Source organism: Streptomyces sp. NPDC059900 (assembly GCF_050270335.1).
GTDB lineage: Bacteria > Actinomycetota > Actinomycetes > Streptomycetales > Streptomycetaceae > Streptomyces.
Genome location: NZ_JBNNJZ010000160.1, coordinates 11,309 through 15,638 on the forward strand (window position 1 = coordinate 11,309; position 4,330 = coordinate 15,638).

Consider the following 4,330-nt stretch of genomic DNA (forward strand, 5'->3'; position numbering starts at 1 on the left):
GCGCTGCAGCTGATGACCGGGACCACCGCCGCGTACCTGGCCGCGGACGCGGCGGCCGACCTGTTCCCCGATGTGCCGAACGGGAAGTACGCGCTGCTCTCCGGCCACGGCACACGCCCCGGCCGAGCCGTCCCCGCGGAAGGCGGCTACCGGGTCAGCGGTCAATGGCAGTTCGCCTCCGGCATGGCGCACGCCACCCACATCCACAGCGCGATCCAGGTCGAGGACACCGGTGAACTGCGGGTCCTGGCGATGCCGAAGTCACAGGTCACCCTGGACGGCAACTGGGACGTGCTCGGGCTGCGCGCGACACACAGCATCGACTACCACTGCACCGATGTGTACGTGCCACACGAGTACACCTACGACGCGACCACCAGCACCCCGGTCAACGGCGGCGCCGTCTACCGCATCGGCCTGGTCAACATGTCGGCGATCGGGCACACGGGCTGGGCCCTGGGTGTCGGGCGCCGGCTCCTGGACGAGCTGAAGCGGGTCGCGGCGGCGCGGACCGGCTCGCGAGGCGCCGCGGTCGACACCTCCCAGTTCCACGCCGAGTACGCGACGGCGGAGGCCGGACTGCGGGCAGCCCGTGCCTGGGTGAACGACGTCTGGCAGGACGTCGAGAAAACCCTGGACCGGGGCGAGCTGCCGAGCACGGAGCAGGACACTCTCATCCGTCTCGTCCTGAACCACACGACCTCGACCGTGTGCGAGGTGGGCCGCACCGTCCACCGCTGGGCCGGCTCGGCGGCGATCCGCCGCGGCCCGGTCGACCGCTTCCTGCGCGACCTGGGGACGGGCGCGCAGCACATCACGTCGAGCCCGGTCGTGCTCCAGAACTGCGGCAAGTGGCTCAGCGGCGCCCGGCCGGACGCCCGCTGGAGCTTCCTCGACCTGACCTGACCCGACTGACCTGCCCGTACGGGTGTGTAGGTAGAGCCCGTGGCCACAACTAGCCTTGGTCAACTCGACGATGATGGAGGGTTCATGACGGGGGCGAGCAGACTCGACGGCAAGAGAGCTCTGGTGATCGGCGGCGGCGGGACGGGCATCGGTCGCGCCGTCGTCCGTGCCTTCGCCGCCGCCGGATCGGGCGTGGTGGTGGCTGACGTGGACACCGCACGGGCGACCGAGGCGGCAGACGAATTGCGGACGGCCGGATACACGGCCCATGCGATCAGCGGGGACGTCCGCTCGCGTGACCAGCTGGACGACATGATCGCCGGTGCGGCCGAACGACTCGGCGGCCTGGACACCATGGTCACGGTGGTCGGCGGCCAAGTGGCGTTCGTACCCGCGGTCAAGTTCCACGAGATGAAGGACGAGGACTGGGAGACCGTCTACGACCTGAACCTGCGTTACGTGGCCCGCGCCGTACGCCGCGTACTGCGCCTGTTCCTGGAACAGGGAACGGGCGGGAACATCGTCAGCATCGGCTCGGTCACCGGCTTCATGGCCGCGCCGAAGCAGGCCGGATACGGCGCGGCCAAGGCCGGCCTCTACAGCCTGGCCCGCACCGTCGCGGCCGAGTACGCGGGCGACGGCATCCGGATGAACGTCGTCGCAGGCGGGGCGATCAGCACCGCAGTCAACACCCCCAGCTCCGCGGGCGACTGGGTCCCGGAGATTCCGGCAGGCCGCTACGGCACTTCGGAGGAGATGGCCGCTGCGACCGTCTACCTGGCCTCGGACGAGGCACGCTACGTCACCGGCCAACAGATCGTTCTCGACGGAGGAGTCTCCGTCCGCGGCCCGTTCCCCGAGTAGCAAGCCGGACGGGCGAGGCGAGTGATCTTCTGGGCCGGCTCGGCCTCACGAAGGCAGGAATGACACCAGTCGGAATCAACGGCCCGGCCACTCTATCTGTACCTACTAGTATGTACAGTGATGGCGGAACGCTGGAGATCGACCCTGGAGGCACCATGCCACTCGTCCGCATCGACGCCATGCACTGCGACATACGGCAGTTGAAGGCACTGGGGCGGGCCGTCCACGAGGCGCTCGGCGAGACGATGGGCTTCCCTGACGAGGACCACTTCCAGATCCTGACCGGCCACGACCAGGAGTACGGCTTGCTGCGCTACGGCACCTATCTCGGCGTGCAGCGCGACGAGGGCATCGTGTACGTGGCCATCACGCTGCGGGCCGGCCGCCCGGACACGCAGAAGCAGGAGCTGTACCGGCGTATCGCCGAACTCGCCCTGGACTACGCAGGCACCGAACCGCGCAACATGTTCGTCGTCCTGACCGAGAACGACAATGCGGACTGGTCGCTGGGCAACGGCGATGCCCAGTATCTCCAGCCACAGCTGTGAGCGCAGCACCGTCGAACTTCCGTCGCGGCAGTACGGACCCGCCTGAGACGCCGTGGCGGGGCCGGGTGTCGCACACTCCGCCCGCGCTCACACCGCTGCAGCAGTGTGAGCTGTCGGCAAGGGGCCTGCGGTTCAGGGAGTCGGGACTGTCACCATCAAGTGCACGAATACGCTCCACAGACCGATGCCTGCGGCAGCCAGTCGCAGCCTGCGCACGCGGTGCGGCGACACGGGATCGTGCGCACGCAGTACGGGGCGGCCGCCGGTCATGGGTGCCGCACCTGGCCGCATCGCCACGGCCACCGTCGCGCCGGGCTTCGGGTTGCCGCGGTGTGGTGTGTGCTGCGCGGGCATTGACTGGCCCAGGCCCGCGAGGAACTGCGCGTAGGCGCGGCGTCTTTCGCCCCGGGGTGCGGTTCGACCCGCCTCCCAGGACTGCACGGTCGTCACCGTCACGCCGAAAGCCGCGGCGACCTGATGTGGTGTCAGTCCCCACTGCTCGCGCAGGCGACGGCGATCGGAGGCTGAGGGCAAGGTGGCCGTGGCCTGGCGGGATGCGGCAGCGGGCGGCGCAGCGGGGCGTAGGCCCGCTTCCAGGTTCGTGGTGTTCATGGCCGTACGACAATCCGGCAAGAGGAATGCGTACGGGCGAGCGCGCGAATTCCCCCATGTGGCCCCGCGGCCGTGGGCTACGGGCTATGGGACGGGCATGGGGGAGGGGCTGCCACCGTGCGATTCATGCGTCCGGGCCGTGGCGGTCTTGCTGAGCCACAGCCCGGACCCCTCACCGGTCGCCGCCTACTTGGGCGGCATGAGGACGCTGTCGATGAGGTACACCGTGGCGTTGGCGGTCTTGATGTTGCCGCAGACGATGTTGGACGTGTCGTTGACCTTGTACGAGTCGCCGGATCCGTCGGTGGTGAGCTTGCTGCCCTCCATGGTCTTGAAGGACCCCATCGACAGCTGGCTCGGCGCGACCTTCTCGCCCACCACGTGGTACGTGAGGATCTTGGTGAGCTGTTCCTTGTCGGCCAGGACCTTGTCCAGGTCGGCCTTCGGGATCTTCTTGAAGGCGTCGTTGGTCGGGGCGAAGACGGTGATGTCCTTCGCGTTGTTGAGCGTGTCGACCAGACCCGCCTTCTTGACCGCGGTCACGAGGGTCGACAGTGCCGGGTTGTTCGAGGCGGCGGTGGCTACCGGGTCCTTGGCCATGCCGTCGAGGCTGCCTGCCCCTTCTTTGGGAACCGATGAACATGCGGATCCGAAGGTCTCGCTGTCGTTGGCGTGGGCGGCTGGGGCGAGGAACCCAAGGGAAATGGGCAGGGCGATCGCCGCAGCGGAAAGGGCGGCCGTGTGGATCATGCTTCGGGTGGTCATGATCGGTCCCTCCTCGGGACGAGGCGAGTGCTCGGATTGCTCCTGCACGGGTGCCGGCGGTGGCCGGTGGGGACTCTCCGACCCTCCCCCGAAGAGAGTCGGAGAACCGGCTGGTGCCGTAGACACTGGTAATTCGCAGCGGAATCGGTGCCGGATTGGCGCGATCGGCGGAAAAGAATATTTGAATATGCACATAATGACTGTGGGTTGTTTTCCGGGCGCCGAGTGTTCACCCTGCGGCATTCTCGTCAGGCAGGCCGGGCGGGAAAATTCATCAGGCCTACCGGCGGCAGGGTCGGCGTCCGGGAGCCTCCTGCGGGCTCGATGGTGAGGGCCATGCCGGTGGCCCGGCCGATCGTGCCGCTCATGAGGGCGAGCTGCCCGCTCCCGTCCCCGCCGAGGAATCCCGCCGGTCGCATGGTGCCGTCCTCGGCGAACCAGAGTTCGTAGACCTTCCCCTTGGGCGGTGCGTCGAGCCCCGATGCGGTGAAGACCGCGCGGTTCAGGCCTGCCGACGTCACGACGACCCCGCGGGCGCCGCCGGGCAGGGATCCGGCGCGGGTCCGTGCGTCGTCGGCGGCCAATACCGCCGCCACCTGGCCGGCATCGGCCAGGGCCCGGGCTGCCTGCTCGTG

At 68.7% G+C, this 4,330-nt stretch carries 6 protein-coding genes; 3 read left to right on the forward strand and 3 right to left on the reverse strand.

Annotated elements, in window-relative coordinates:
• The 3 genes from ACQKIP_RS21535 to ACQKIP_RS21545 all read left to right on the forward strand — a co-directional run.
• On the forward strand, positions 1 to 906 hold a 906-nt coding region (locus tag ACQKIP_RS21535), incomplete at its 5' end, for an acyl-CoA dehydrogenase family protein (RefSeq protein ID WP_427743799.1).
• 84 nt (positions 907 to 990) lie between these two features.
• Positions 991 to 1,770, forward strand: a complete 780-nt coding sequence (locus tag ACQKIP_RS21540) for an SDR family NAD(P)-dependent oxidoreductase (RefSeq protein ID WP_365856886.1) — start codon at positions 991 to 993, stop codon at positions 1,768 to 1,770.
• A 155-nt stretch (positions 1,771 to 1,925) separates the two neighbouring features.
• Entirely contained in the window at positions 1,926 to 2,318 is a 393-nt protein-coding gene (locus ACQKIP_RS21545) for a tautomerase family protein (RefSeq protein WP_365856888.1), read from the forward strand.
• 132 nt (positions 2,319 to 2,450) lie between these two features.
• On the opposite strand, the gene ACQKIP_RS21550 is transcribed toward ACQKIP_RS21545, so the two are convergent.
• The 3 genes from ACQKIP_RS21550 to ACQKIP_RS21560 form a co-directional block, all read right to left on the reverse strand.
• Complete coding sequence (locus tag ACQKIP_RS21550) at positions 2,451 to 2,930, reverse strand: helix-turn-helix domain-containing protein (RefSeq protein WP_365856890.1); 480 nt, start codon at positions 2,928 to 2,930, stop codon at positions 2,451 to 2,453.
• Between the two features lie 186 nt (positions 2,931 to 3,116).
• The gene (locus ACQKIP_RS21555; RefSeq protein ID WP_365856892.1) at positions 3,117 to 3,695 is read right to left on the reverse strand and encodes a fasciclin domain-containing protein; all 579 of its coding nucleotides are present in this window, start codon (positions 3,693 to 3,695) and stop codon (positions 3,117 to 3,119) included.
• A gap of 248 nt (positions 3,696 to 3,943) precedes the next feature.
• Positions 3,944 to 4,330 (reverse strand): anti-sigma factor domain-containing protein (locus tag ACQKIP_RS21560; protein WP_427743803.1); only part of this gene is annotated, 387 nt, incomplete at its 5' end.

Excerpts from the sequence above, each read along its gene's own strand:
- ACQKIP_RS21540 (WP_365856886.1), top strand. The coding sequence starts at position 991 with ATGACGGGGGCGAGCAGACTCGACGGCAAGAGAGCTCTGGTGATCGGC.
- ACQKIP_RS21545 (WP_365856888.1), top strand. The coding sequence starts at position 1,926 with ATGCCACTCGTCCGCATCGACGCCATGCACTGCGACATACGGCAGTTG.
- ACQKIP_RS21550 (WP_365856890.1), bottom strand. The coding sequence starts at position 2,930 with ATGAACACCACGAACCTGGAAGCGGGCCTACGCCCCGCTGCGCCGCCC.
- ACQKIP_RS21555 (WP_365856892.1), bottom strand. The coding sequence starts at position 3,695 with ATGACCACCCGAAGCATGATCCACACGGCCGCCCTTTCCGCTGCGGCG.